We start from the raw sequence: 26,500 nt of genomic DNA on the forward strand, positions 1-26,500 counted from the left end.
GCGTATAAGACATATATGCTACATTAATGGTGGTTCTATTACAATCCTTTTAAACTAATCAGTTTGTGATATCAAATATTTGGGAACAATTTTTAACCATAGCACGAGAAGAAGCCGGAAGTCGTGTAGTGGAAACATGGTTTAAAGCGGTGACGTTGGCGCGGTGGGATACCATTGAAAAGGTGGTATATCTCAAGGCGCCGAATACATTTGTGCAAAAATGGATTCAAACAAATTATATGCCATTATTGCATACGCATTTAGGACGTTTGTTGCATGTCACTGATCTTATGGTTGTATTTACCGAAGAGCAAAAAGATACAAAGGTTTCGGGTGCTTCTGAAGACCCGCAGTACCGAGCTGCTGCCGTAGTACAATTTGATGATGATATTAATATGGTGCCTGTTGAAAAGAAAATGACTGCATTGGTCAAGTCTTCGCTTGTCAACCATTGTGGTAATATTAATCGTACTTATTCATTTGATACGTTTGTGGTTGGGCCAAGTAATTCATTGTCTTATGCAGCTGCACATGCTGTTACCGAAAAACCAGGGCGTTTATATAATCCATTATTTATTTATGGTGGATCAGGATTGGGCAAAACGCATTTGTTGCATGCCATTGGCAATGAAATTAAAGAAAAAGACAAGAAAGCGGTTATCTTGTATCAAACGGCAGATCGTTTTGTGAATGAATTTATTAATGCAATTCGCTTTAATAAAATACATAAATTTCAACAAAAGTATCAGGTAGTTGATGTATTGTTGATTGATGATATTCAATTTATTGCTAATAAAGAGCAAACGCAGGAAGCATTTTTTCATATTTTTAATGTGCTGTATGAAGCCCACAAACAGATTGTGTTTTCAAGTGATGTGATACCAAATAACATGTCTGGTATTGCAGAACGATTGCGCTCACGATTGGCTTGGGGCTTGGTGACCGATATTCATGTCCCGCGCTTAGAAACAAAAATAGCAATTCTCAAAAAGAAGGCAGAATTGAGTAATAGCATACTTTCTGATGAAGTTGCTCACTTTATTGCATCACGCGTGACATCTAATATTCGTGAATTAGAGGGCGCACTTATTCGGGTAATGGCATTTGCTTCATTGACCAATAAAGCAGTGACATTAGAGCTTGCACAACGTGTGCTTGCACATGCACATGCACAGGTTGACCAGTTGGTTGATTTTGATCGTATTATTACTGGTATGAGTAAGTATTACTCATTTACTTTAAAAGATTTTAGATCGAAAAGCAGGAATAAAGAATTAGCATTCGCGCGACAGGTTGCTATGTTTTTAATGAAACAACTTACCGATAAATCGTTACGTGATATTGGGAATTTTCTGGGTGGTAGAAATCATGCTACGGTGATGCATGCTTTGCATAAAATAGAGAAACATATACAGGATAACCCAGATTTTGCCTATAAATTAAAAGATATCGAAGCAGGAATTCGTGCGTAGTAATAATCACTAACTAGTTATCGGAATTTTTAGGTTATGTGCATCAAAACGAGCTAATTTTCGTTGATCTTTAGTACGAAAAAATGCATCGTTCACAAATTTGCCAGTCAAATATAAATACCATTCAGTGTATGTTTTGAATGTTTTTTTGTCTCGTATACCTACAATGATAGGAAAATATTCTGTATCAATGAGTACAATTTGGACATCTCCCGTTTTTTCATCTTGCTGGAAAACAAAATTATCATAATGTGGATCTATAGTCAGGTCTAGCTGTGAGCATAGTTTCATAACCATACGCTTTTTTTGTTCTTGTGATACTTCTAACGTATCATCTGTTTTTTCTGCATCAGCAATAATAGCATACATGCTTGGCAATTGGGTGGTTAGTGTTTGATCTGTGTCATTCAAATGTGTACCTGTCAATTGGATCCAGCGACTGTTGGTTGGTTGCCAATACCACTTGCGTGGAATGCGGACAATAGAGCTCCAATGTGGGTGCATGCTGAGTCGCTGTTCTACGAGTTCTTTATTTTTAATGCGTGTCAGACCACTGATATGTCTGTTTGCGCCATGGCCCATATAGAGAAAAAAAATTGGCTCGAATCCTTTGTTCCAATAATTTACAAATGTTTTTGGATTTTCTGAAAATAGCTTTACGACAAAAGGATAGTCTTTAAATTTCAATACAAGCAAACCTGATCGATGCCGGCGGTTCCAATTTTTGCGTTGTAGCACATTAAAATGTTTAAAATGTCTTTTTTTCTTTTGTATCTCAATTAATAGTTCTTCAAGTAAATCAGATAATATTCTGCCATCTACTGATTTAATTGATTCGGTGGTATTAGAACGTAGTGGAATTACCGTTTGAGGTATTTTATGTGTATCGAAGTGTTCTTTATTAAATACCTCGAACAAAGGGTAAGCTTCTAAACTTGCATGTTTAAGAGTATATGTTTTTTTAGGTTTGTCTGCCCAGCATACGGTGATTTTGGGAAGCCATGATTCTTGAATACGTAATGGGCTACGACTATCAAGTCCGATTGGAACAAGAAGAATCCAAAGAGTAATAAAAATAAGTTTAATACGTTGCTTCATGAATTATTCTATGATAAAGAGATTATTTTATTATGATACACCCGTATAATTCTAAAGAGAAATTGGGTGGAGTCAAATTGTAACGTGATAAACTAATGGCTTATGTGCGATCTTGTTTTTTCTTCGTGTTGATTGATAAAATAATTCAAAAGTAATTCCTTGTTGCTGTTCAAGAATAGGTGAGGTATGGTCAATGAGAGAGAGGAGAATGTATTATACTAGAAAGGAGAGGAGATGGCTGTTAATGAAATACTTAAACGTCAACATGCGGTGCTCAATAGACTGAGTCAATTACCACGTAAAATGCTAGCACTCAAAGATCAAGGAAATATCACTGAGTTTGTTTTGCATGAATTATGTCATACTGATTGTTTTGATCTAGAAAAAGCGGCGTACTTTATTGATAATCCTGATTTTGATTGTTTAAAAGGCGTTGCAGGTGTATGGCGTCCAGAAGTATACACGACACCAAATAATGATATTTGGCAAAACCCAAGTTTGTTTACTGCGCATATGCAAGGTTCTCTATTCAACCAAAAAGTTCGCGACTTTATTAGACCAAGTTTACGTAAAAGTAAAGAATCAGATGAAGAAATAGTGCGTATGATTGGTCAAGAACTACATATGCAAAATCCTGGTTATTATGCATGGGATATGAAACATGATAATCATGGGTTACTTATATATGAAAAGCCGTATAAAACGGGTGATGCTTGTGATATTGATATGGTGTTGAATGGGTTGAGTTTACTTAGCTTTTGCCCTATTTTTTAAAGACTTCCAATCCAGGAAACGATTGACCACTCAGATAGGTGAGTGTAGCGCCACCACCGGTGGTAAGGTAATCCATTCTTTCAGCAAGGTCAAACATGGTAACAGCTGCGATTGAGTCGCCACCACTGATAATCGTTTCTCCTTGTGCATGTGCGAGTATGTCAAATAGTTTACGCACACCATCTAGTGTTTCTTTTCTATCTATAAATCCAGGTATTCCATTAAAGAAAATAGTTTTTGCTGGTGTAATAACTTGTTGTATGCGGGCAATAGTGCGTGGCCCAATAGAAATACCAACAGCGTCATCGGGAAAATTGTCAGCTGATACAATTGATAATGGTCCATCAATAGTGCCTTGTGCTACTTGAAAATCAACAGGCATAATTATCGTAATATTTTGTTGCTGTGCGCGCGCCAAAATGTCTTTGCAGTTTGGTATGCTTGCTTCATCAACTAATGATTTACCAACTGGTTTGTTGAGAGCGCGCATAAAAGTAAATACAATGGCGGGTAACAGTACTAATGTTTGTATTTTGTCTAACAGCCCTGCAATGACCGGTATTTTGTCAGAAGCTTTGCTACCGCCCAAAAGTAATACACATGGTTGTTGTGGGTTACTGCGTAGTTGATGAAGTGTTTTTAATTCTTTTTCAACCAAAAACCCAACAGTACGTTTATGTATGTCGAACAATTTTGGAACACGTGTAATGGATGCATCATTTCGATGCATTGTGCCAAATGCATCATTAACATACAAATCACCCCATTGTGCAAGTTTTTGTGCAAATGTTGCATCATTATTTTTTTCGCCTGGATAAAAGCGGAGATTTTCAAGCAGTGTGATAGTGCCTTGAGCTGGTTTTATTACGGTGTCTATATTGGGTTGCCAGTTGATTGTATAATTATGTTTTTTAAACCAGGGTAGTAAGTGTTGCGTTGAAAGTTTTGGTTCATTATCTTTTGGTCGACCAATATGCGTGGCCAAAACTATAGAGCCACCTCTACTTAAAATATAATCAAGAGTGGGTTGTAGTGCCCGTAAGCGAGTATCATCAAGTATGGCGCCATTTTTTAATGGTACATTCAAATCAGCACGGAGTAATATACATTTGTTATCAAGGTTCCAGTTCGTCAAATGTGACTTCATTACTTATCCTTCAAATCTAAGAACTTGTGCAATGTTGATGGTGTGTGTGCGCCGTGCAGTTAACCAGGTGGCAACAAAGCTTATACTTAGTACAACACCAAAAACACTCAGTACCAGTGGCCAATCCATTTGGGCTGGTAGATGCGAGACGTAATACGCATCAGGTAATTCAATGAATGGATAATGTTGTAGCACTAGAGTTGCGCACCATGCGAGTGCAATGCCACATGCAGATGCGGTAAGCGCGATACTCATGCCAATAATTAGGAATATATAGGTTATTGTTTCTGCTGGTGCACCCATTGCTCGTATTATTGCAATATCCGGACGTTTTTGTGTGATCTGCATAAATAATAGGGCAATAATATTCATGCTAGCAACCAGTGTAATGAGTGCAAGAATTAAAAACATGGCATATTTCTCTAATTTTAATGCAGATACAAGAGCTGGATACAAGTCCTTCCATGAATAAACTTCCAGCTTGAGTGCATCTTGTAATTGTTGTATGGTTTTTTGCTCATTAATGCCTGGGTGTAAACGTAAGCTGAGTTGCGTTACGCCATCATCAGGGAATAATTGTTGCATCAAGTCGAATGAGCAAAGCACTAAGCCATTATCAAATTCATCAATGCCTGTTTTGAATGTGCCACTGACATAGGCATTATGTACTTGCATGGTAACTTTGCGTTGTTTAGGTTGATTATGTTCTGCATACAATAATTGAATAGGATCACCAATCATAATACCAAGTTCTTGTGCTAAGCCATTGCCGATTACCACGTGTTCATCATGTATCAAACTAGCAAGGGTGGGCTGTATGTTTTGTTGCGGTGTGATTTTATGTGCAATAGTGCTTACCTGTGCTTCCTGCACAGGGTCAATAGCTTTGAGCATGACAACAACTGGTATGTGATCACCATCTTCTTGTTGTACAAGTACATATTGAATGCTGGCAGGGCTTAATGCTTTTACTTGTGTAAATTTGTTCTTGATAATAGCTTCTAGTGCGGGCACATGTAATTGATCACCATAGGCACGAATGGTTACTTGTGCATGAATCCCTTGCATTTTTTCGTGAATAACTTTTTCATACCCGTGCATGACAGCGCTTACGAGTGCGAGGGCAAAAGAGCCAATTAAAATGCTGAAAAAGCAGATGCGCATCATGGTAGCGATAGAACTATCATATGCGCTACCCCATAGGTAACGCCATGCCAAAAATAAACTAAGACGATTCATAAAAATATACCTTTTGTACTTGTAAATTTGCAGTCTTTTTTCTAGGATACTACTGTTGCATAGATTTTGTAAAAAAAAAGAAGAGGCTAAATTATGAAATACATACATGTAGGGTCTATCTTGATAATACTTACCATTATACCGGGATGCGCTCGCATTACTGAATGGGCGCAAAATAGCTTTTATCAAGGTGAGCAGGTTAATGTAGATATTTCTCATGTACAGAAACAGGTGCGCTCGGTTTACATGTATGATCAATTTTCAACAGATGCAATTTTTGATGCGTTGTGGTTATCTGACGAGGTACGTACTGCATATGCGCAGATATATAGTAGTCGACATGGTAAAGATAGCTCTGCATTTTTACGTCGGCAGTTAGAAGAAAACAAACATTATATTTCTTTTTATGTCTTGAGCTCATATGAGGTACCACTGGGAGCAGATAATTGTTTGTGGACGTTATTATTACATATTAATGATCAGATTTTTACTCCAATTGAAGTCAAGATGGTTGAGTTGCCACAAGAGTATCAACTCTTTTTTGGCAAACGATTTAATCGATTTAAAGTTGCTTATGTAGTCAAATTTAATGCACAAGATGTAGATGAGCAACCATTATTAACAACCAATGTGGGTGAAATCAAACTTGTACTACGTAGTATAAAAAAAGAAACTACATTAGCTTGGGATGTACATAATCTTACGAACGAACAAGAGGTTGTATGAAGTTAGCAATAGGTGCCGATCATCGCGGTTTTGCGATCAAAGAATATATCAAAAAACACATAACAGAACAATCGGATGATATTGTCTGGCTCGATGTGGGTGCATTTAATGATGAACGTTCTGATTATCCTGTATTTGCTAAAGCGGTTGCTCAAGCACTTGTAGACGGTGAAGTTGAAGGGGGTGTGTTGCTTTGTGGTTCTGGTGCTGGTGTTGCCATGGGTGCCAATAGATTTAAAGGTATTTATGCAGCATTGGTATGGAATGATGACCTTGCACGTGAAGCAAAAGAACATGATCACGCAAATGTGCTTGCATTGCCTGCAGATTACATATCCGGTGAGCAAGCAGTGTCTATGATTCGTACGTGGCTAGGTGCTCAGGAACTCAATGGACGGTACCAAGAACGTGTGGATATGTTGGATATGCTACCATGATTTGCTCATGTGTTATGCAATAGGAGTATTAGCCCAGTAGTTATTAATCCTAAGATAGACAGAGGAACGCAGGTAAATAAAATCACTGTATTGCGCACCATATGATTATTGCTACATTGTATTTGTAGCTGCAACATAAACCGTTTTTTCCAGCTTAACTCAGGATTATAAGATTCTAAAAGTGCCTTACGATCGTGGGAATGGTTATTCAAAGGAGTTTTTGTATCCGCTCCGCATTCTATGAGTATAGGGATTAAATCCATCGATGCATCAGTTAATGCTGTGTTTAATATATGTTTTGGTAATATTTTGAGCAATTTTTTGAATGAAGCGGGATAATAATTATGTCTATCGTAGGATGTAATAAGGTCCAAATATCTTGTATCAGGTACATCGATACCATTTTGTGTCAATAACAATAATTTTTCATCGTTAATGCCATATTTGGTGAACATATGTTTAATATCATGGTATGCATATCGGTTACTAAAAGCATAGTATGAACAGTCTGTTTTTACTGAATCTAGTACTGTTTGGGGAATTAAAGATATTAATCTATTTAAGGAATCTGGGTGACGTTTAGCTTTTATGTAAGCACGAATCAAACGTTCATAGGTGTAATCTGGTATATCAACGCCATCATATATCAATTCATTTAATTGAGTTTCGGAATTATCGAATAAATTACCAATTGTGATCACCAAATTGTTGAAATTATCCAAATCGTACAGCAAGTCCTCAATAATAATTTGTGCTTTTTTTGTATTATGGACACATTGTGCAAGTTTAAAATTTATGATGTTTGTTGCAATAGAAGCAGGTAAGGTATTAATTCTTTGTTCAAGTAACTCGAATTGTACATGTGAATCATATCGATTTAGATCAATAATGGATTCTGTCTTGTCTTGGTTAAAATCAATAATAGACTCACAAGATTGTGAACTACTAGAATATGATGAGTAAGATCTATTCGATTCGTTGCTGGACGTTTCCAGTATCAATTCCATGGTATATGTTATTGTGAACCCCAAAATAGTGAAAATAAAAATAATTTGTTTGTTAAGCAGATTCTTGGGCAAAAAATTTGTCAGAGAAGAAAAATATTTTTTAGTACTCATTGTACTCCAGTTTTTGGTATATCAAAATCAATAATTATCTTACTGCAAAGTTATTGCAAGAATAAGTGTTACTCCTGCTATTGTGCCCAATATAGCAACACAAGCGCAACAATAGAGCTCAGGGGATGAACGACAATATATATAGTGTTTTCTACATAATGATACATCGGGGCTGGCTAATTCTAATTGTGTTAAGCGAGCTTTAAATTGAGCGGGTGGCGTACTATTGTTAGAACACATGGTATCGCTGATGTATTGTCTAGCAGCTATTACATCAGCGCCACATTTTGCAAGGATAGGTATTAAGCCAACATTAGCTTGCGCAAGATAATCGGTGAGTACTTGTTTTGGCATAACTGATAATAACTTTTTAAAAGACCGAGGATAATATTGGTGGCTATCATAAGATTTTATCAGTTGTGTCGAAGTCTCATCTTTTAGAGATGCACCATTTTTAATGAGTTCATATAGATCGATGTTGTTCTTGTCGATTATTGCCTCTAGCAGAAAATTTGCTCGCGTGTTGCCGCGGCTGCGTAGTGATAAAAATCCTATTAATCTTTGTGCAATTTTACCAGCTTGTTCATGTGATTCTTCGGATATACTCAGTTGGGCAGATGAACTTGATTCATCAGACAATCTTTCCATGCTATATAGTGGTAATGAAATAAAAAACATTAATACAAGATAACACGTATGGTTCATTATAATGGCTCCCTATTTTAGGGTATTCTTAACTGAGTATTAGAACCCCAGCCGTAATTCCTCCAGCTAACAGTGCGGTAATAATACCAAAATAGGTCAAACAACAGCAACAAGGGTGTAAATGACAATATAGATTATGTTTTTCACGTAAAGATACGTTGGGACTTTCTAATTGTAAACATGCTAACCGTTTACTAGAATAATGATCTGAGCCATGGGATGCCTTATCCAAAATATTATCCAAAATATTTTGTCTAGCGGTAACTACATCAGCACCATGTTTTGCAAGAATGGGTATTAATCGAAGACTTGACTGTTCAAGATAGGTTGTTAGTACATCTGTAGGCATTAAGGTCAATAGATTCTCAAAAGATGCTGGGTAATATCTATGTCTATCGTAAGCAGCGATAAGTTTGAGATATGTTATATCTGAGAGAGGGCCTTTTTCTTTAATGGAAGAATATAATTTTTGATTTTTAGTTTTTACCCAATCCTTTGATATGTTTACTAATGATGACATACAACAGCATGAATCACAGCATTTATCCTCAGAAGGATTAGATCTGTGCAAAAAATTTATTATTTGTTGCGCGATTTTTTCTTGAGAGGTAATAGGCTCTTGGGTGATAGGAATAGAAACATGGTCATGAGGTCTGTTTGTTTCAGATTCGGATGAGCTTGATATACTTTCCATGCCGTGCATTGGTAATGAACTAATGAGAATCAATGCAAGATAACTTTTCATTATAATTCCTTATTTTTATGAAATTTATTCTAAACTATATCAGATTCCGTATCTTGTACTATTTCTTTAATTTCCTGAGCATCAAGCGTTTTAACTTGTTTCAATTCATGTGCAATGTTTATTAATGATTCTTTGTGTTGTGCAAGTAGTTTGGTTATCTCTTGTTCGCATTGTGTCAGTAGTGCAAATGCTTGATCATACCTTTGTTGTGCGATGTGCTTTGGTAAACTTTCAGGATCTAATCCTTCAAATGTTAATGATGTTGCTAATGTTAATGCTTTTTCTTTATCAGCATGGTGGCAACTGTAGCTGCAAGTGCCATGTATAATTTTTTCAGCAGCATGACCGGCAAGGTGCATTTTGCACATATGTATTTTTTCTTCTTTGCTCATAATATTGACTGTGTCTTGCTCATGATAGGTAAATACACATCCATATTCATACCTTGCTTGTTCATCATCTTTGGTTTTTTTCCCAAAAGCTCCTTGCAATAACTGTTTGCCAATTAACTCTTCTTTGAGTGTGGTCATGACCGGGTTAATAGTTACTTTGGCAAGTTTGGTATGAGGATTGAGCAGATGCAATGCGAGTGCATGGCCTGCAAAATGTGCGGCCAAAATTTCTTGCTCATGGTCTGGGATATTTTTCATATTAGTGAGCATGACACGGCGTACTTCTTGGTCGAGTGCTTCTTCCAAGTGTTCTTGTGTGACTGACTGACCACGTAAACGCGCTTTGAGTACTGAGTGATCAACAAGTGTTTGTAGGCCTTCGTATGATTTGCCATCAGTTTCTCGTGCAAGCTTTTCTACACTAAAGTTTTGCAAGTTAAGAGATAACTTATTCAATTTTCGTTTTAAGTATTCAAGACGCTCATTGTAATTTGGATACTCAAAGCGGAGTTCTTTGCCAAATCGGCCCGGTTGTCTGAGTGCAAAATCCAAACTTTCCGGTTTGTTGGTTGCTGCAATAATAATAACCTGTTTGTGTGGGTCAGTTTCATCAAGTGCACCGCTCAGTGATGTTAAAAATTCACTCAACATTTGGTTTTGGCCGCTGCGCTGCAAGTTAAGTAAATCAATCTCATCGATAAATACAATACACGGTGCGCTTTCTTTGAGAACATGCATACACCACTTGATACCTTGATAGTTAATAAGTGCTGCTGGTAATTCAAGGAATGTGAATCGTTCAGAACGTTGTTTACGCTGGAGCATTTTATTAATCTCACCATTGAGTGCCTTAACACAGTGTGATTTGCCCGTACGCGTTGGACCAGCGAGTAGACAACCTTTTTGGGGAGTAAGTTTACGACGTGCATAAGCTTCTGGATTTTCTAGATATTCTACTAAAAAGGTGAAATATTCTTTGACGTGATCAAGCCCAACAAGATCATCAAACGTAACTTCTTCTATAATTTCACCAATCTTATTTGCTTTAGCATGGTACGCACCACCTTTTAACCGATAGTGTAGCATGCTGAGATTCTTGGTGAGCCATGGACGCGTTTGGAATTCCCACAAGGATTTGATGTTTTCCCAGCTATATGTTGCAAGTATACTGCCAAGTGGTAATGCGCTACGCATAAAACCACTGATGGTATATTCCAAGTTGCCTAATAATCCAAGATTATCTTTGTTGGTGATGCCGCCTGATAATGGATTATATTCTGGACTTGGTCCTATGAGCCAGCTGAGATTACCCGTTGTTATAATATTAGGTTTGTTTTTATTTATAGACCAAAGCCACCACAAATACATACCAAATAAGCTTCCTCCAAGCATGCTCAGGTGGTACTTACTCGTGTGACTGAAAATATTGTTATCAACTGCACGATATGCCTTGTTGTACCAACGTAATCCAACATTATTTGCTTGTTTGATTAATTTTTTGAGAGCAGTACGGTTTGCTTTAATTGCCGGATGCAGAGATTCTAAGTTACTGATTTTTTGTGATTTGTTATTCAATAATTGTTCACTATCAAATGCACCAAAGTGTGCCATACTATTAAGAAGAGCGTTGCCAACATGATTTATGACTGCCTCGGTAAAGGTGCTCATAAAGATTATGGTGCCGGTATCGGCACTGACGGCAAGGACGTTCTTTTTACGTTCTATATCCCGCATGAGCAGTTGGATATTCATGATAGTTTGGTCTTTATGGCGGACTGTTTTAACCTGGCCATCATAGATTATGGCTGATAGATCTGAAAGAATACCATGGATCTCTTCCAGCTGTTTTTGCAGGGCGTCCCTGTATCGATCTAGGATAGAGGTCTTAGATTGCCCTCCATACGGGGATCCCGCCAGGGATAAATCGAGGGCATTGGCCATTATTGGTAGAATGGGTATACTTAAAAAACAGACTATGAGGGTGCGTATGATATGTTTTCTATTTGAAAAGTTCATAGGTGTCTGCTCCTGAGAATTGATTGAAAATTGTGTAAATTACTGTGACATATAATAGTCTTTTACAACGTGTTTGTCGATGAACAAAATATGTTTTTACAAGGGTTGAACAGCAATGGATAAAAAGCAGAAATTGGTAATTGGAGGATTAATAATTATGACAAGTCTATTAAGCGTATTACTTGCAATGTGTATCGGTAGTACTACCGGTATGCCAGCTCAAAAAACGTTCGATTTTAATATCGAACATGCTATTCAAAAAGAAAACATAGAGCCAATAGTTATTATAGGCTCAGGCCCAGCTGCTTTGGGTGCTGCTTTATATGCGGCACGTGCCAATATCCAACCGTTGGTTATTGAAGGTAATAATCCGGGTGGCCTATTGATGCAGACGACTGAAGTAGAAAACTGGCTGGGTGAAAAAAGTATTATGGGTCCGGATTTGATGAAAAAAGTTCGTGCACATGTTGAATATTTTGGGGTGCCATTTTTAGCTGATACCGTAGCATCGGTTGATTTGAGTCAATGGCCATTCAAAATTGTGACTGAAGATGGTAAAACAATACATGCATTATCATTAATTATTACTACGGGGGCAAGTCCTCGTAGACTTGATGTTCCGGGTGAAGATACTTATTGGGGATCAGGAGGAGTATCAAGTTGTGCAGTATGTGATGCACCGTTTTATAAAGGCAAGGATGTGGTAGTTGTAGGTGGTGGTGATTCTGCAGTAGAAGAGGCGATTCAACTTGCCAAACACGTCAATAAGGTCACTGTGCTTGTGCGCAAGGGTAAAATGCGCGCAGCAGCGAGTATGCAAGACCGTTTAAAAGGGTACAAAAATATTGAGATTATGCATAATGTACAAATACAGGAAATTTTGGGTAATGGAAATCAGTTGACTCATATCAAATTACTTAATCATGAAACAGATGAAACTGTGGATATGCCAATTGATGGGGTATTTCTGGCAGTAGGGCATGATCCTAATAGTTGGTTATTCAAAAGTCAATTGGCGTTAGATAGCCATGGCAATATTATCATGCGTGGCAGAACGCAAGAAACATCAGTCAAAGGTGTATTTGCTGCGGGTGATATAGAAGATAACCTTTATCGTCAGGCGTTTATTGCGTCAGGGCGTGGTAATGCAGCGGCACTTGATGCTGAAAAATTTTTGGCAGAAATAGGATTCAATGATGCAATTGTTCAACAGCTTCAAGAGAAAACTAAGCGTACAATAGAATCGTCAAAAGACCAGTCAAGTAGGGTTCAACAGATCAAAAACATGCAAACGCTCAAAGATGTGATCAAAAACAACAAGATTGTGTTTGTAGACTTTTTTGCTGATTACTGTCCGTCATGCATGCAAATGTTACCTGTCTATGACTCAGTATCAAAAGAGTTCAAAGAAGTAACCTTTATTAAGGTGGATACTGATGAAGCAGCAGCAATTGCGGATGAATACAAAGTATTTAAAATACCAACCATGCTAGTATTTAAAGATGGTAAGCTAGTTGCGCGCCATGTGAGTGCTATGACACGGGCTGAGTTGAGAGACTTTGTGAGTAAGTTTATATATTAATTATTGAATAATAACGTTGCAAAAGGGCCACAAAATCTGTGGCCCTTTTTTTGTTCATAGATTTAATTTAGCCTCCATTTTTTCTGACTTATGCTATTTGTCACCTATCCCAGTAGTTTTGGCTTAGCTTAAAGCCATTTCTATAATTATTTTCTTTTTGTAAAATTGTTGCAATCTGAAAATATTTACTGGTAAAATCTTTATAGAAGGGGTTTGTATAGGTCCTTAAGTTGTGATAAATGTAAAAAAGATAGGGTAGAGCCATGAATATCCACATAATCAGCCAATTGAGCAGGCAGGGGCTAAAAATAGCTTTGATGGCTTTTTGTGTGGTTTTTTTGAGTTCATTGGAGGCTCAAGATAAAGCAAATTTGGATGCCCAGGCTATTGTAGAGCAGGCGTATCCACAGATCTATGGCAAAGTAATCAGTAGAGAAGAAAATACTATTACCAATGCCATTGTTGAGCGTGTCAAGATCTACCCACGTGAGCATGCAGGGGTCAAAACCAAGATAGAGCGCAGTGGAATTCTGGTACGTTATAAAAATGCCAAAGCCACTGTTTTGGTATGTCATGGGTTTATGTGTGACAAGCATGATGCAGGATTGTTGCGTCGGTTGTTTCCTCGTGGCAAATATAATGTCATGACGTTTGATTTTCGTGCCCATGGTGAGAATGTAGCAGGGCAGGAATGTACCTTAGGCCATGATGAAGCGCATGATGTGATTGCAGCGGGTAAATTTTTAAGAAATCATCCTGACTTGCACAATAAACCATTGTTTGTATATGGATTTTCAATGGGAGCTGCAGCATCGATAGAAGCGCAGTCTCGTAAGAAATTGTTTGATGCAATGGTTCTTGATTGTCCATTTGATTCATCAGAAAAAATTTTACAACGTAGCCTTGATTCGATTACGTTTTCAGTCTTTGGATATAAATTTGAATTACCATGTAAAAATTATATACGTCAATATGCGTTTCATCCCTATGTGCAATCATTTGTAAAAGCATTACTCAAGACGGTAGCACAAATGGATACGCAAAATATTCAAATGAATATACCGCGTTTTAGCCCTCAAGAATCAGTAAAAAATATTTCTGTGCCATGTTTTTTTATTCACTGTAGAAATGATGAAAAAGTGCCAATAGAGGCAGGTAAATCAGTATTTACAGGTGCTGCAGGCCCTAAAAAGATGTGGATTACCAATGGTAGACGTCATTTTGATTCATACTTTTATAATCCAGAAGGGTATACGGAAAAAGTACGTTCGTTTTTAAATGATGTGTTACATGGCAAATATCGTAGTAATAATGAACCACAAATAATTGAAGATGCTCATGAAACAGTATCTATAGGAGATAAGCATGAAGCATCACTTTAATCGGCATTACTTTGTATTGTGTGCAAGTATTTTATTTTTAGTGCTTGGTATTGTGTTGCATGCAAAAGTAAAAACATTTAAATCAGACGAGAGTCTGCGTAAATATTTACGTGAGTCAGATGTTGCGGTTGTCATGTTTTATAATACGCCAGATCGGCCTCAAGATAAATCAGAACGACGAGCCTATAAAGATATTTTGCAAAATATTAAAGACTTACAAGCAGAGTTTAAGGTGGTCAGCGATTCAGAACGCTATAAAGAAGTAGAAATGTTGTTTGTGCAGGGTGATGTAAAGCGCGAAGATGTTGCGACTATTGCGCGTGATTATGGGATTACTGCTTTTCCGTCATTTCTCTTGTTCAAAGAAGGTGTTGTTATTACAAAAAACAATAAGCCATTAATTTTGACTGGAAATGTGAATCGTCTGCAATTGAACGAATTTATTGATACATACTTGGGTGATAAAATCGATGATATTCTGGATGAACAACAACGTGTGCTTAAGCTTAAAATAGAAAAAGCAAAACTCAGATCTTATTATACTCCCTATTATTACCCATATTGGGGTTGGGGAGGGCCGTACTGGGGATGGGGATGGCCATATTATGGCTGGTATGGTTGGTATTGGTAAGTAAAAGATAAGAGGAATAGTATGAAGTGTTATGTAAAACAATTGAGTTTAATGATTATAGCTTCTGTATGTGCGCAAGTAATATATGCAGATGATTATACCGTACGTGGTCCCGGGCGATTTAATAATTTATTGGGTGAGCATGAATTAGCGGTGGTCTTATTTTATAACCAAGATACTGAACGAATGAAGGATATGTTCGTTAACGTAAGTAAAGACTCTCGTTATGATAAAACTGGCGTAGCGTTTATTCATGCAAATGTGGGACGTTATAAAGATTTAACGGATGTTGCACATACGTATAGTGCTCGTGTGCCATCGATTATGTTATTTCGCGATGGGCAACGAGTAAAGGCGGCAATGCTTACTGGCGATGTTTCAGGAAGTGATTTGCGTAGTTATATTGATCAACATTTTGGTGATCGCATAGACGCAATACGTAAAGAACAAGAAAAAGCACGAGAAGAGTATGAGGCAAGTCGTCCACGTTCGAGTGTTTCTTTTGGTATAGGTGTTGGAGTTGGTTATCCATATTATGGTTACCCATATTATGGCTACCCCTACTGGGGCGGTGGTTATTGGGGTGGTGGACGTTACTATAGAGGCGGTTATTATCGAGGCGGCCGCGGATACTATCGTGGCCATGGTCATGGTGGGCATCGTGGTGGTGGTAGACGGCCTTAATGTGAGAGAATTATAAAGGGTATACTAGTGAAGTATGTAAAAGAATCAATTGTGATTTTTGTTGTGGTGATACTTGCCTATGCATTATATAATGCTAATCAACATAGGACGAATGCTATCAGGCAGTATGATCAACAATCAGACTATCGTTCAGATTACCGTGCAGATGATAGTCGTAAAGAACGCAGACGAGAGAGACGTGAAAGAAAACGTAAACGTTCTGATGTTTCTTTTGGCATAGGCGTTGGTGTTAGTCCGTATTATGGATATCCGTATTATCCATACTATGGTCCATATTACGGTCCTTACTGGGGGCCATATGGACGTGGATATTGGGGTGGCCCATATTGGGGAAGTGGCATTTATTTTGGAATTGGTAATTAACTTTGGTTTTATAATAGTTTAAATTGTTCTCCAAAAGCTCAGCCTTATCGGGTTGAGCTTTTTTTTGTATACTTATTTTCTAGCATTTGAATGATTCATATGAAAGGTATTACCATGGTTACCATAGATGTCAGTAGTAAACAATTGTTTGAGCAAAAGGTTGCATGTTATATAATGTTGCTTGCTCACGATTTTGGCAAAAAAGATGTTGCAATATTAGCAAAAGAATATCCGGATTTGCATGCGTTGCTTAAAAAAAAGAATTTTACCGGTAAGTTGTTGCAAACTATCACGGTTCCCGTACGTATACATAATGAGCTTGTCTATGTGGTGCTTGTTGGCATGGGTAAACAAAAAGATGAATACCTAGAGATTGAAAACTATCGTCGTGCATTAGGAAAAGCATTGCGTGTTGCCATTGATTTAAAATGTGAAACCGCAGCAGTTGCAGTTCCTTCAGCAAACCTATTTGGTGCGGATGTTCAATATCTTGCGCAACAAACGGCTACTATTGTGCAAATGGCTGCATATCACTTTGACGAATATATTTCTAAAAACAAAGAAGAAGATATTGATCTATTTCAAGTAGTACTTTGTGTTGATGCGAAACATGCTACACAGGTAAAAGAAGGTGCAAAAGAAGGTTCATATATTGGCCAAGCAGTCAACATGGCACGCCATTGGATTGATTTACCACCAAGTGTATTGACGCCACCACAACTTGCAGATAAAGCAATGGCAATAGCAAAAGAGCATCATCTTGATATTACTGTCTTTGATAAAAAGCAATTAGAAAAATTAGGTATGGGTGGCATTGTGGGTGTATCAGTTGGCTCTGACATTGAGCCACGTCTAGTAATTATGGAATATAAAACAAAGAAAAAAGATGCACCAACATTAGCTTTTGTAGGCAAGGGGATTACCTTTGACTCAGGAGGGTTGAGTATAAAGCCTGCAGTATCTATGGAAACGATGAAAGATGATATGTCAGGTGCAGCGGCGGTTATAGCAACTATGCAAGCCTTGGCACAACTTAAACCAGAGGTTAATGTGGTAGGGGTAACTCCATTGGCAGAAAATTTACCAAGTGGCAAAGCGACAAAGCCAGGTGATATTTTGCGTTTTTATAATGGTAAAACAGCAGAGGTCAAAAATACTGACGCAGAAGGTCGTTTGATATTGGCTGATGCACTTTCATATACTGCTCAACATTACAAGCCGGATGCTATGATTGATCTGGCAACCTTAACCGGTGCATGTTCACAGGCTCTTGGTCCTTTTTATACAGGTATGATGAGTCAGCACGATGAGCTAATAGATATTGTAGAAGATGCAGCATTTCATTCTGGTGATCATGTGTGGCGTTTACCATTGCATGATGATTATAAAGTGGCGATTAAATCTGATGTTGCTGATTTATGTAATATTGGGTCTGGCAAATATAGAGCAGGTGCAATTACGGCAGGGCACTTTTTGAAAAACTTTGTTGGTGATATTCCTTGGGTACATTTGGATATTGCCGGCACAGCCTTTGATGTGCCTGATCGTCCGTACTACCGCTCGGGTGCAACCGGTGTTGGTGTGCGGTTGTTGGTTGATCTAGCTATGAATTGGCCAAATTAATTTTTTTACTAATAATTATATGTGAAAGGCGGTGGTTATTGTATTCACCGCCTTCTTTATATTCTTCTGTGTCGCATAACATATGTTAGCATGCGAATTGTGTAATGGGGTGATAAACATATTTAATATCTTTATTCCGTCTCAACCGTTTCGCCTTGCCCGTTGGCACTTTCCTCGCATACGCTCGGTTTGCCAACGGACTTATGGCTGCAGGTTTCGACTACATTTTTAAATAGAACTAATTAATGGTTTATAAGGAATCCATATGGTTTGTTATGATTTTAATTTTATTGTTATATGGAATAATTTTATGGATTCCTTAAAGGGGAAACAGTGTGCTTATTTTTCTTCTACTGCCTGTGTAAATGCGGGCGTAAATTCGTCGAATGTTTTTACTTGTAAATCAGGAATATGAACTCGCCTCCATTCTTCTAAGCATACGGGAAAATGTGGTAGCGCAAGCGCAAGCATGCCATGTGCGAACATGCGAATTTCATGTTGAGCTCCAGGATTAAGCCTTAATTTTAAAAAGTGAGTCAATGATTGTAAGTTACATGTGAAAATGAATTGTGTGTAAGTACACGTTGGCAAAATTCCTCGTGCAAGCTCTCTGCATATTCCGCGCTCAAGTAGTGATTCATATGTTTGTTTTGCTATTTCTAATCCCTTTTTGTATTCGGCTAATGCATGTGAATCATCAAATGCCCCGACTGATGCTTGCTTGTTTACTTTGTCTTGATAACGCCATTTTGGTGGAATGTAAAATTCGAGTGGTGCTTTTACGTAACGATATGAAATTTCATTATATGAATTAATTCGATGACGCATCCATTGACGGGCAACAAACATAGGCGCTTTTATGCGGAAGGATAATTGATTGTGTTCGAACGGGCTTGTGTGATTGTGCTCGACTAAAAATCTGATCAAATTCCTGTCGCGTTCTTGTATTTCTGTTACAAATTTGCCATACGATACACGTGCAGCATTTACAATATCCACATCTGATCCAGAAGCGCGAACTAATGCAAGTGAGCTAATGTTATCACCAAGTGGGTCAATGTGGTTTTCAAAGTTATTAGTGCTATCAGTTAATGAGAAAACAGTTTTTGGTTTTAACGGTATTTGTTGTTCCATGATTATATATCCTTGTTTGGGTGAATTTATATCAAGGATAAAAAATATTTATACGAAAAACAAATTGAGACAGTATTATTTCTTGTGTGTGTTGTGTACCATGTTAATAATAATTCCTACCATAAATAAATTACATACTAGTGCAGAATTTCCGTAGCTGACAAATGGTAATCCAAGTCCTTTGGTTGGTGCAAGCCCAGTTGCAACTGCAATATTTATAATTGCTTGAAGGCTAATTAATATGGTGAAACCAAGCGCGGCAAACGTGTCGAATGGTGTACATAGTTGCCATGCAATACGTATGCCAAAATATAATAAGGAACCAAATAAGAAAACTAAGAAAATAGAACCAATAAACCCTGTCTCTTCAGCAATGATTGAAAAAATAAAGTCAGTATGCTGCATTGGTAGGTAGAAAAATTTTTGTTTTGAATTACCAATACCAACTCCCGTTAGACCTCCTGACCCAATAGCTATTAATGATTGAATAATTTGAAACCCCGCTCCTTTTGGATCATTCCAAGGATTTAAGAATGTTATAATCCGCTTTAATCGGTATGGTTTCATAATAATAAGCCCAAGTACAACGGGGATGAATGCTGCGGTAGTTATAAAAAGTTGTTTGTTATTAAAATGTGCGATAAATAACACCATAAATACCGTGATAAGCAGTGTGAACGTCATACCAAAATCTGGTTGTTTGAGCAGAATAATACATGGTATACCAATCATAACAATAAGAGGTAAAAAACTTCTTGTAAAAGATGATTGTTTGTAGATCTTCTTATCAAGAAAATAGGCGGTATAGAGAATAACAGCGATTTTCAATAATTCACTTGGTTGGAACGCGAATCCTCCCAACTTAAGCCACCTATTTGAACCATGAATTTTCTGCGCAAATTGTGGAAATAAGGTTAATGCGGTTAGGAGCATAGCGCCAACTAACAATACTGGACTATATTTTTTTATTGTATCTATGGGAACTATACACCCAATAATCAAAGCAATAATACCGACTATTATTCCAAAAATTTGTTTTTTTACAAAATAATGTGAGCTGCCAAAATGTTCTAAGGCATACACAGAACTTGCTGAATATATAAATAATCCTCCAATGATGAGTAGACCAAAAATAATTCCTAAAAAAATTTGTAAATCATGGTTTATTTTGCTTCGTATGAACATCATTTAACTCCTTGACCAATTTTTTGAAATGTCGGCCACGCTCTTCATAATTTTTAAATTCGTCATAGCTGCTGCCTGCGGGAGATAAAAGCACATAATCACCGGGATTTATCTGCTGTGCGCATACAGCAAATGCATCACTGAGCGTAGCAAAAGCATGTGATGAAACTCCATAGGTTATACATGCGTCGGATAATTGTTTGTGTTCATGTCCAAAACAATACACTTCTTTTATATTGCTGGGTAGCTGTTTAATTAAATCAGAACGATTTACTCCTTTGGAAAGCCCACCAATAAAAAGTATGATTGATTTATCCTTGAGTGCATGCACTGCTGCAAGAGTTGATTGTATGGTTGTTGATTTAGAGTCATTAATAAATGTAATGTCCTGGATTGTGCATGTAACTTTTTCCATACGATGCTCAGGAAGTCTGATAGTATCTATATGTTGAGCTATATCTTCTAATTTGCATCCTATCATATCTAATATACTACATATAATAAGCCAGTTTTGGGCAAAAGTTATGTTTGGAAGCATTGCCATATCAATTATTTTGACTTCAGAATCAATTGTTTTTTTAATAAGTAGGTTTTCTTGTATAAAAAAGACTACATCATTTTTTTCTAATAATTTTTGTTTTTCTATGGATAATGGTTCAGAGTAAAACACATGTAGAGGTTGGTTTTGTATGCGTAATTTTTCGACCAATTCAAGAGGAACTAGAGCTTTTTTATTTTTATCTTGGCGAGCCATAATATTCCGTTTTGCAGCAATATATTCTAGCATAGAATGCCGATCTAAATGATTGGCAGAAATATTAGTAATAATTCCAATGTTTGGCGCAAATAGCTTGGCGTATTCAAGCTGAAAACTAGAAACTTCTATAACGGCATAATCTAATTGATTTTGTTCTGATACAATATCAAGCATAGGGGTACCGATATTGCCACATGCGCGCGCTTTGTATTTATATGCATTGAGTAATTGCTCTAATATATGAGTTACTGTTGTTTTTCCAACTGATCCCGTAATAGCAATTATTGGTTTATGAAAATGTGTATAAAACAAATCAACTTCTGCCAGCCATTTGTGTTTGTATGTATGATAATATGGTCGGATATCAATTCCCGGGCTTGGTATAATATAATCGTTATGAGTAAAAAATGTTTTTTGGTCTTCTGGATCAAGTTGAGAACGTAATACAATGGCATGTGTATCTAGCCATTTTTTATCATCTGGTGATAATTCGGTATCATTCATTACTTCGATGGTATTGTTACTGTGTATTTGTAAAAAATTTGCAACCGATTTACCAACACGACCAAATCCCCAAATTCCAATTTTTTTATTTTGTATATTCATATTTTTATTCAATTAACATCTTGTCATCATCAATCAACATATGGTCAAAGTTTTGACACAAATTTTGTTCTTGAAATTCCTGCAGGATAGGTAAACTTTCTACGCGGTATTGTGCAAAATCCCATGCACATTCACCATATGTATTTTTGCGGTACATATTTGCACCATGTTCCAGGAGCCATTGTACAATTGCGGTTTTTCTTTGTAATGTTGCTATCATAAGAGCGGTCCATCCATGTTGACTAATGTTTGCATCTATAAACGCTCCCTGTTGTAACAATGTTTCCATTTGTTCTATATTGTTGTCCATAGTTGCACGAATAAATGCAATTGCCATATTGCCCGGTGTACAAGCATGTAGTTCTTTATGAGATTCTTTTTTTAGTTCGTATTCAAATTCTTCAAATAGGTCAATACCATGAGTCGTTTTTAATTTCTTTGATATTTTTCTATCAGATGTATATGGATTTGGTCTCTTGCGCGTTTGTGGTGTTTCTAGTTTTATTTTTTTAAATTTTAATTCACATTGGGTTATTATGTCTGTAGCAATAGCATCGCATGTGCGTTTCATAGGAAAAATTAAGCAGAATGATGGTAATAATAAAATAATCAGTTTTCTATGCATAAATAGTACTCCCATTTATATAATCATTTATTTACTAAAGCATAGAAAATAGTATATTCTACGCATGAATATACACAATAAAAATCAATATTATGTGTTAAACTCTGTTCTGCATAGGGGACAATTATTGTATGTGGCTTGTTCTAGTTGATCCGGAAATAGTTCATCATTGTGTGTACTAAGTATTTTCCCGTAACATATTATACATATGCGTTCAGTATGTTCTTGTTGGCATGGTATATGCATTAACTCGGTATTATCATCACAGCAAATACAACAGGTATTTTGGTTTATTTGTTGTGGATTATTTTGAAGATGCTCGAGCAATTGATGTTCTCTTGTAAGCTCCTGATACATTTCTGTTAGTTCTTTTATATCTTTTTGATATAAATTAAGGTATTCAAGTGTCCGTACTTTTTCTTGTTGTAATTTTTTATACTTATTAAGTATTTGCACAAAGCTCAGACGTTTAAGATTACCGGTAGTACCTTCTTTATCTTTTAATTGTTGAATGTGACAAAATTTTTCTTGAATAACCTTTATAAGTTCTATTTTTCTTTGATCTGATGTCATCACAGTTGTTTGTTCTTCTTGGGATATCTCTTCGGCTATTTCTTGCGCTATGCCATTTATGTATTCTTGAAATGCTGGCGTGTCGAATATTTGTTGTAAAAATGAGCTCATTCCTTCTTGCATTTCATCAGATTCTTCATTATTTTGTTCTACTTGAGCGGGAGGGCTTACTACTTGTTGTGATCTTGTTCTGCTTCTCAAGTGATATGGCATGCGGTACGGTTCTTCTCGGCTACTCGTTTGATCTGAGCGTCGTATTGGGCCACCACTGCCACTTACGGTTGCATGACGGGTTCTTCTGCTTGATTGGTCCATGCATTCAATAGAAGCGTATAGCATGATTACAATAACAAATATTTTTTTCATTTAAGAGCTCCTTTTTGGTGTGATCATAACATATCCTAGTGAGATATGTTTTATCGTCAAGTCTATTTTATACCTGTGTTTTGGAAAAATTCTAATAAAACGATATACTTGACCATATACGATAATTACTGAGTAAAAATCATAAAAGGGTCTATTCATGGCAGAGAAAAAAGAACAGGATACAGAGGTTAGTTTTAAAGATACGCTTAATTTACCTCACACTGATTTTCCTATGCGTGCCAATGCCCAAGAAAACGATCCTGCCATGCTTGCCCGTTGGGCTTCAGAAGATTTATATACAAAGACCTTTAACCTTAATCAAGGCAATGAAAAGTATATTTTGCATGATGGCCCTCCCTATGCTAATGGGAACATTCATATTGGTCATGCATATAATAAAATTCTAAAGGACATTGTTACCAAATCAAGACGCATGCTTGGCATGCATGTGCCGGTGACCCCTGGATGGGATTGCCATGGTCTGCCTATTGAATTAAAAGTAACCAAAGAACACCCTGGTTTATCGCGCAGTGAGCTTAAAAAAGCATGTCGTTCCTATGCGCAAAAATGGATTGATATTCAGCGTGATGAGTTCAAACAGCTTGGTGTTCTTATGGATTGGCAAGATCCTTATCTGACTATGAATTTTGATTATGAATCATCAATATTGCGAGCATTTGGTAATTTTGTTGCTCAAAACTATATTGAGCGTAAAAATAAAACAGTTCCTTGGTGTACATCGTGCCAGACAGTACTAGCTACGGCAGAAATAGAATACGAAGATCGAAAAGATCCATCAATTTATGTCCAATTTCCCCTTGAGGAATCGATAGTAAATAAGTTATTTCCTGACGTGGCAAATAAAGAAGTTAGTATGTTGATTTGGACTACAACTCCATGGACGTTGCCTCTTAATCGGGCGGTGCTTGTCAAACCCAATGAACAATATGTGATCTTAGATATTAATGGTAAATATGTAATTGTTGGCGCAGCATTAGCAGATAAAGTATGTACGTTGCTTACCACAGAAAAAAAGATCATTGCTACATTCAATTCGGATGCTTTGATACAACTTGGCGCTCGTGTATATCATCCATTTATTAAAAATTTATTAGTACCAATTATCGCTGACCAATCGGTTGAATTGAGTGAAGGGACTGCTAATGTACACAGTGCTCCCGGCGCTGGCCCAATTGATTACGAGGTTGGCGTAAAACATAATTTAGAAATTTTTTCTCCAGTTACTCCCGATGGTAAATATGCGCATGGTATTGCTCCAACAGAACTTGAAGGTATGAGCTTGCAAGATGGGCAAATTTGGGTAATTAAAAAATTAGTTGAGTTGGACAAATTATTATACAAATCGAGTGTTCGCCATTCATATCCGCATTGTTGGCGATGTCGCGGGGGTCTTATTTTCCGCGCAACAAAACAATGGTTTTTTGATTTGGCAAAGGGTAATGTAAAGCATAAATCACTGGATGCTATTGCTCATTTGAATATGTTTCCTGAAGCTTCACGCAATCGGCTTGCTGCAACGGTGGAAGGGCGCCTAGAATGGTGTATTTCACGCCAACGTGTGTGGGGTGTGCCAATTCCGGCATTAATTTGTAACCATTGTGATTATACCTATACTGCACAAGTGCTGATTGATCGAGTAGCTGAAGAAGTTGCTAAATATGGTATTGAATATTGGGATGAAGTTTCCTTGAAAGATTTGCTTCCTGCAGATTTTGAATGCCCGATGTGTCAGTATAATGATTGGAAAAAAGAAACGGACATTCTTGATGTTTGGTTTGATTCTGGGGTTAGTCATTATGCAGTACTTATGCAAAGACCAGAACTTAGGTTTCCTGCAGATATTTATTTAGAAGGAAAAGATCAGCATCGTGGTTGGTTCCAAAGCTCATTGTTGACTAGTATTGCATTAGAGCACGAAGCATGCACAAAGGCATTTTTGACCCATGGATTTACGGTAGATGCTACCGGTCGTAAAATGTCTAAATCACTAGGCAATGTGGTTTCTCCACAAGAAATTATTAGCAAACTGGGGACCGATGGATTACGGCTATGGGCAGCGAGTATTGATTATGCGGATGATGCAGTAGTTTCTGATGTACTTTTGCGCAATGTCCAAGAAGTATTGCGTAAGGTGCGTAATACGTGCCGATTCTTATTATCTAACTTATATGATTTTGATATAAAGACTGATGCAATACCGTTTGAAAACCTTCAAGCAATTGATCAATATGCACTGCGTCAATTAACTGAATTCAATGAGGTTGTTTTGCATGCATACCAAACACATGATTTTACCGGTGTATATCATCAATTGGTTGATTATTGCACGGTGGAATTAAGTTCATTTTACTTGGATATTATCAAAGATCGCTTGTATGTTGAGCAGGCAAATGGCCATGCTCGCCGCTCAGCACAAACTGCATGTTGGTATATTCTAGATACATTAACTAAGTTAATGGCACCAGTGCTTTCTTTCACAGCAGAGCAAGTTTCTGATAATTACGAAAAAAATAAAACTGAATCAATTCACTTGCAACGTTTTGCCGATATACGTCCTATTATTGAACAACTTGGTTCTGCAGAAGAACATGAAGAACGTTGGGATTTGCTCAAAAGAATACGTTCAGTAATCTTGAAAGCTATTGAAGTACAACGTGAGCAAGGGTTAATTAAACACTCTCTTGAAGCTCGTGTTTCAATACATCTGATGTTACCAAAAGAACAGCAACAATTATTTGATAGTTTTACCGATAATCTGCAGCAGCAAAGCTTGCAAGACTTCTTTAAAGAGTTTGTGATTGTTTCGCAGTTTAATATTGTTGATCAGGATAATACCTTAGAAAAATCTTCATTACCCGGCCTATTGATTAAGGTAGAACGTGCGTATGGTAATAAATGTCCGCGATGTTGGAACTGGGACACAACTGAATATGCACATTATCTATGTGAGCGTTGCCATAGGTTGTTAAATAAATAGCAAGATGTTTAGACCTATATTATTATTCTGATTGTTTGGTACTTGCTTATTTACTATATAAGTGCATAGGCATTGATGAGGATGCAAAATATCTTATGGTA

General features: G+C 37.0%; 23 protein-coding genes. 11 read left to right on the forward strand and 12 right to left on the reverse strand.

The annotated features are described in order from the left end of the window. The first annotated feature begins 65 nt into the window (after positions 1-65). Positions 66-1,472: a chromosomal replication initiator protein DnaA gene (gene dnaA / locus PK943_01140; protein ID HRN77817.1), complete on the forward strand. Its 1,407-nt coding sequence runs from the start codon at positions 66-68 to the stop codon at positions 1,470-1,472. Positions 1,473-1,481: 9 nt separating this feature from the next. Here dnaA and PK943_01145 read toward each other — a convergent pair whose 3' ends face one another. Then, a complete protein-coding gene (locus tag PK943_01145; protein HRN77818.1) occupies positions 1,482-2,570 on the reverse strand; it encodes a hypothetical protein in 1,089 nt (362 codons plus the stop codon). A gap of 234 nt (positions 2,571-2,804) precedes the next feature. Here PK943_01145 and PK943_01150 point away from each other — a divergent pair, with 234 nt between their 5' ends. Next, entirely contained in the window at positions 2,805-3,344 is a 540-nt protein-coding gene (locus PK943_01150) for a hypothetical protein (GenBank protein ID HRN77819.1), read from the forward strand. Here PK943_01150 and pgk read toward each other — a convergent pair. Beyond that, entirely contained in the window at positions 3,334-4,491 is a 1,158-nt protein-coding gene (pgk, locus tag PK943_01155) for a phosphoglycerate kinase (protein HRN77820.1), read from the reverse strand. The two genes, PK943_01150 and pgk, sit on opposite strands and share 11 nt — an antisense overlap. Positions 4,492-4,494: 3 nt before the next feature. Then, positions 4,495-5,730 carry an ABC transporter permease gene (locus PK943_01160; protein HRN77821.1) on the reverse strand — a complete coding sequence of 412 codons (1,236 nt, stop codon included), beginning with the start codon at positions 5,728-5,730 and terminating at the stop codon, positions 4,495-4,497. 93 nt (positions 5,731-5,823) lie between these two features. On the opposite strand from PK943_01160, the gene PK943_01165 reads away from it, so the two are divergent. Both PK943_01165 and PK943_01170 read left to right on the forward strand, forming a co-directional pair. Continuing rightward, positions 5,824-6,456, forward strand: coding sequence for a hypothetical protein (locus PK943_01165; GenBank protein HRN77822.1), 633 nt, complete (start codon positions 5,824-5,826; stop codon positions 6,454-6,456). Next, positions 6,453-6,893, forward strand: coding sequence for an RpiB/LacA/LacB family sugar-phosphate isomerase (locus tag PK943_01170; GenBank protein ID HRN77823.1), 441 nt, complete (start codon positions 6,453-6,455; stop codon positions 6,891-6,893). Before PK943_01165 ends, PK943_01170 begins: the two co-directional genes overlap by 4 nt. 5 nt (positions 6,894-6,898) lie before the next feature. On the opposite strand, the gene PK943_01175 is transcribed toward PK943_01170, so the two are convergent. From PK943_01175 to PK943_01190, 4 genes are read right to left on the reverse strand one after another with little or no spacing between them, the layout of a single operon-like run. Next, positions 6,899-8,011: a hypothetical protein gene (locus PK943_01175; GenBank protein HRN77824.1), complete on the reverse strand. Its 1,113-nt coding sequence runs from the start codon at positions 8,009-8,011 to the stop codon at positions 6,899-6,901. A 39-nt stretch (positions 8,012-8,050) separates the two neighbouring features. Continuing rightward, positions 8,051-8,716: a hypothetical protein gene (locus PK943_01180; protein HRN77825.1), complete on the reverse strand. Its 666-nt coding sequence runs from the start codon at positions 8,714-8,716 to the stop codon at positions 8,051-8,053. Positions 8,717-8,744: 28 nt separating this feature from the next. Then, positions 8,745-9,461, reverse strand: coding sequence for a hypothetical protein (locus PK943_01185; protein ID HRN77826.1), 717 nt, complete (start codon positions 9,459-9,461; stop codon positions 8,745-8,747). A 29-nt stretch (positions 9,462-9,490) separates the two neighbouring features. Beyond that, positions 9,491-11,605, reverse strand: a complete 2,115-nt coding sequence (locus PK943_01190; GenBank protein ID HRN77827.1) for an AAA family ATPase — start codon at positions 11,603-11,605, stop codon at positions 9,491-9,493. Positions 11,606-12,026: 421 nt separating this feature from the next. On the opposite strand from PK943_01190, the gene PK943_01195 reads away from it, so the two are divergent. The 6 genes from PK943_01195 (at position 12,027) to PK943_01220 (ending at position 18,155) form a co-directional block, all read left to right on the forward strand. Further along, the gene (locus PK943_01195) at positions 12,027-13,451 is read left to right on the forward strand and encodes an FAD-dependent oxidoreductase (protein HRN77828.1); all 1,425 of its coding nucleotides are present in this window, start codon (positions 12,027-12,029) and stop codon (positions 13,449-13,451) included. 263 nt (positions 13,452-13,714) lie between these two features. After that, positions 13,715-14,833 carry an alpha/beta fold hydrolase gene (locus PK943_01200; GenBank protein ID HRN77829.1) on the forward strand — a complete coding sequence of 373 codons (1,119 nt, stop codon included), beginning with the start codon at positions 13,715-13,717 and terminating at the stop codon, positions 14,831-14,833. After that, positions 14,817-15,464: a hypothetical protein gene (locus PK943_01205; GenBank protein ID HRN77830.1), complete on the forward strand. Its 648-nt coding sequence runs from the start codon at positions 14,817-14,819 to the stop codon at positions 15,462-15,464. The genes PK943_01200 and PK943_01205 overlap by 17 nt, the downstream gene beginning before the upstream one ends. Positions 15,465-15,485: 21 nt before the next feature. Beyond that, entirely contained in the window at positions 15,486-16,148 is a 663-nt protein-coding gene (locus PK943_01210) for a thioredoxin family protein (GenBank protein HRN77831.1), read from the forward strand. 27 nt (positions 16,149-16,175) lie between these two features. Continuing rightward, entirely contained in the window at positions 16,176-16,532 is a 357-nt protein-coding gene (locus PK943_01215) for a hypothetical protein (protein ID HRN77832.1), read from the forward strand. Positions 16,533-16,631: 99 nt separating this feature from the next. After that, the gene (locus PK943_01220; GenBank protein HRN77833.1) at positions 16,632-18,155 is read left to right on the forward strand and encodes a leucyl aminopeptidase; all 1,524 of its coding nucleotides are present in this window, start codon (positions 16,632-16,634) and stop codon (positions 18,153-18,155) included. Positions 18,156-18,494: 339 nt separating this feature from the next. On the opposite strand, the gene thyX is transcribed toward PK943_01220, so the two are convergent. From thyX to PK943_01245, 5 genes are all read right to left on the reverse strand, one after another. Beyond that, complete coding sequence (gene thyX, locus PK943_01225; GenBank protein HRN77834.1) at positions 18,495-19,289, reverse strand: FAD-dependent thymidylate synthase; 795 nt, start codon at positions 19,287-19,289, stop codon at positions 18,495-18,497. Between the two features lie 75 nt (positions 19,290-19,364). Then, a complete protein-coding gene (gene ftsW / locus PK943_01230) occupies positions 19,365-20,477 on the reverse strand; it encodes a putative lipid II flippase FtsW (GenBank protein ID HRN77835.1) in 1,113 nt (370 codons plus the stop codon). Continuing rightward, positions 20,446-21,837, reverse strand: coding sequence for a UDP-N-acetylmuramoyl-L-alanine--D-glutamate ligase (gene murD / locus PK943_01235; protein ID HRN77836.1), 1,392 nt, complete (start codon positions 21,835-21,837; stop codon positions 20,446-20,448). The genes ftsW and murD overlap by 32 nt, the downstream gene beginning before the upstream one ends. 4 nt (positions 21,838-21,841) lie before the next feature. After that, on the reverse strand, positions 21,842-22,462 hold the full coding sequence (locus tag PK943_01240) for an ankyrin repeat domain-containing protein (protein HRN77837.1): 621 nt from the start codon (positions 22,460-22,462) through the stop codon (positions 21,842-21,844). 90 nt (positions 22,463-22,552) lie between these two features. After that, on the reverse strand, positions 22,553-23,401 hold the full coding sequence (locus PK943_01245; GenBank protein ID HRN77838.1) for a hypothetical protein: 849 nt from the start codon (positions 23,399-23,401) through the stop codon (positions 22,553-22,555). Between the two features lie 157 nt (positions 23,402-23,558). Between PK943_01245 and ileS the strand changes: the two genes are divergently transcribed. After that, the gene (gene ileS, locus PK943_01250; protein ID HRN77839.1) at positions 23,559-26,399 is read left to right on the forward strand and encodes an isoleucine--tRNA ligase; all 2,841 of its coding nucleotides are present in this window, start codon (positions 23,559-23,561) and stop codon (positions 26,397-26,399) included. Positions 26,400-26,500: the final 101 nt, after the last annotated feature.

Source organism: Candidatus Dependentiae bacterium (genome assembly GCA_035445995.1).
Lineage (GTDB): Bacteria > Babelota > Babeliae > Babelales > Vermiphilaceae > DAOMRS01.

What these genes read in the sequence shown, in the direction of transcription:
- PK943_01180 (HRN77825.1), bottom strand. Translation starts at nt 8,716, where the DNA reads ATGAACCATACGTGTTATCTTGTATTAATGTTTTTTATTTCATTACCA.
- PK943_01240 (HRN77837.1), bottom strand. Translation starts at nt 22,462, where the DNA reads ATGCATAGAAAACTGATTATTTTATTATTACCATCATTCTGCTTAATT.
- PK943_01145 (HRN77818.1), bottom strand. Translation starts at nt 2,570, where the DNA reads ATGAAGCAACGTATTAAACTTATTTTTATTACTCTTTGGATTCTTCTT.
- PK943_01185 (HRN77826.1), bottom strand. Translation starts at nt 9,461, where the DNA reads ATGAAAAGTTATCTTGCATTGATTCTCATTAGTTCATTACCAATGCAC.
- PK943_01160 (HRN77821.1), bottom strand. Translation starts at nt 5,730, where the DNA reads ATGAATCGTCTTAGTTTATTTTTGGCATGGCGTTACCTATGGGGTAGC.
- PK943_01175 (HRN77824.1), bottom strand. Translation starts at nt 8,011, where the DNA reads ATGAGTACTAAAAAATATTTTTCTTCTCTGACAAATTTTTTGCCCAAG.
- PK943_01165 (HRN77822.1), top strand. Translation starts at nt 5,824, where the DNA reads ATGAAATACATACATGTAGGGTCTATCTTGATAATACTTACCATTATA.
- PK943_01190 (HRN77827.1), bottom strand. Translation starts at nt 11,605, where the DNA reads ATGAATATCCAACTGCTCATGCGGGATATAGAACGTAAAAAGAACGTC.
- murD (HRN77836.1), bottom strand. Translation starts at nt 21,837, where the DNA reads ATGAATATACAAAATAAAAAAATTGGAATTTGGGGATTTGGTCGTGTT.
- pgk (HRN77820.1), bottom strand. Translation starts at nt 4,491, where the DNA reads ATGAAGTCACATTTGACGAACTGGAACCTTGATAACAAATGTATATTA.
- PK943_01195 (HRN77828.1), top strand. Translation starts at nt 12,027, where the DNA reads ATGACAAGTCTATTAAGCGTATTACTTGCAATGTGTATCGGTAGTACT.
- PK943_01205 (HRN77830.1), top strand. Translation starts at nt 14,817, where the DNA reads ATGAAGCATCACTTTAATCGGCATTACTTTGTATTGTGTGCAAGTATT.
- PK943_01200 (HRN77829.1), top strand. Translation starts at nt 13,715, where the DNA reads ATGAATATCCACATAATCAGCCAATTGAGCAGGCAGGGGCTAAAAATA.
- ileS (HRN77839.1), top strand. Translation starts at nt 23,559, where the DNA reads ATGGCAGAGAAAAAAGAACAGGATACAGAGGTTAGTTTTAAAGATACG.
- thyX (HRN77834.1), bottom strand. Translation starts at nt 19,289, where the DNA reads ATGGAACAACAAATACCGTTAAAACCAAAAACTGTTTTCTCATTAACT.
- PK943_01170 (HRN77823.1), top strand. Translation starts at nt 6,453, where the DNA reads ATGAAGTTAGCAATAGGTGCCGATCATCGCGGTTTTGCGATCAAAGAA.
- PK943_01150 (HRN77819.1), top strand. Translation starts at nt 2,805, where the DNA reads ATGGCTGTTAATGAAATACTTAAACGTCAACATGCGGTGCTCAATAGA.
- PK943_01210 (HRN77831.1), top strand. Translation starts at nt 15,486, where the DNA reads ATGAAGTGTTATGTAAAACAATTGAGTTTAATGATTATAGCTTCTGTA.
- PK943_01245 (HRN77838.1), bottom strand. Translation starts at nt 23,401, where the DNA reads ATGAAAAAAATATTTGTTATTGTAATCATGCTATACGCTTCTATTGAA.
- PK943_01220 (HRN77833.1), top strand. Translation starts at nt 16,632, where the DNA reads ATGAAAGGTATTACCATGGTTACCATAGATGTCAGTAGTAAACAATTG.
- ftsW (HRN77835.1), bottom strand. Translation starts at nt 20,477, where the DNA reads ATGATGTTCATACGAAGCAAAATAAACCATGATTTACAAATTTTTTTA.